Origin of the sequence: Bradyrhizobium sp. HKCCYLS3013, assembly GCF_051167615.1 — a bacterium.
GTDB lineage: Bacteria > Pseudomonadota > Alphaproteobacteria > Rhizobiales > Xanthobacteraceae > Bradyrhizobium.
Map to the genome: position 1 here is coordinate 1 of NZ_JBNPTK010000043.1, position 1,279 is coordinate 1,279.

The window sequence follows — 1,279 nt, forward strand, 5'->3', positions numbered from 1 at the left end:
AGCCCACGGCTGTCCGGTTCAGGCAGGCTGGACAAGGCGCATGGCGTGGATTCTTCTGCGATCTTGAGCATCGCCAAATGTTCGAGACACACGAGGAGGATCCCGCCATGCGCCACCACAATACTGTATTTCACGGTCTGCAGAAGCTCGTTCCGTGGAGGGTTTTTGACCGGCTTGTGGAAACACATGGAGGAGACAAGCGGGTGCGCCGGCTCAGTACCCGGAATCAGTTTTGTGCTTTGCTCTATGCGCAACTGGCTCGCGCTGAGAGCCTGCGTGCCATTGAAGCTGCTTTCGAGAGCCACGCTGCACGGCTCTATCACGTAGGCGCCAAGGTGGTTTCGCGTTCGACGCTGGCCGATGCCAATGCAAAGCGACGGCCCGAGGTCTTTGCCGGTCTGTTGGCAGAGATGATGAAACGCTGTGAGCGGAAGCTGGCAAACGAGGTGGCGGATGCGGTCTACCTGGTCGATTCGACCAGATTTCCCCTGAACTCTCTCAGCGCCAGCTGGGCCAAGTTCAGCAGCGGCATCAACTGCTTCAAGCTGCACATCGTTTATAATCCGGATACCGGAAATCCGGTTACGGCCGACGTGACCGCGGGAAACGTCAACGACATCACCGCGGCAAAATCTCTTCCGATCCGCCCGGGCGCGACTTACGTCTTCGACCTCGGTTACTATGACTACGGCTGGTGGGCCAATCTCAACGAGCAGGGGTGCCGTCTCGTCACCCGTCTCAAGGCGAATACTAAACTCAGAGACGTGACTGAGAAGACAATCCCGGAGGGCTCGTCCGTGTTGTCCGATCGGATCGGCCTGCTGCCTGGCAGATTGGCTGTCTCGCGAAAGAACCCGTTCCAGGATCCCGTCCGTGAGGTCAGAGTTGCCACGGAAACCCGCAAGGTCCTGCGCATCATAACCAACGACCTCGACGCATCTGCCGACGAAATTGCCGACCTTTACAAGCGCCGCTGGCAGATCGAGCTGTTCTTTCGCTGGGTCAAGCACACGCTGAAGATCAGACACTTCCTCGGAACGTCCGAGAACGCCATACGCATCCAGATTGCAGTGGCGCTGATCGCTCATCTCCTGCTGCGCGCGGCCCATAAGCTGCAAAGCAGCGTGGAAAGCCTGCGGACCTTTACCGGCCTGGTCGCGCAAAACCTCATGCACCGCAGGAGGATCGATGGACTGCTCGATCCTCCACAGTCTCTCACCCGAGACGACCGCCAGCTGAGCCTTAGTATATGCTAAAACCTCAACCGGACAGCCGTGGG

The 1,279-nt window shown here is 58.6% G+C and carries 1 protein-coding gene; it reads left to right on the forward strand.

Features of this window, described 5'->3' with window-relative positions; translation table 11 throughout:
- The first annotated feature begins 107 nt into the window (after positions 1-107).
- Positions 108-1,256 carry an IS4 family transposase gene (locus tag ACQR1F_RS32150; protein ID WP_316182801.1) on the forward strand — a complete coding sequence of 383 codons (1,149 nt, stop codon included), beginning with the start codon at positions 108-110 and terminating at the stop codon, positions 1,254-1,256.
- Positions 1,257-1,279: the final 23 nt, after the last annotated feature.

Bases quoted from the DNA above. Each gene is read 5' to 3' on its own strand.
- ACQR1F_RS32150 (WP_316182801.1), top strand. From the start codon at position 108: ATGCGCCACCACAATACTGTATTTCACGGTCTGCAGAAGCTCGTTCCG.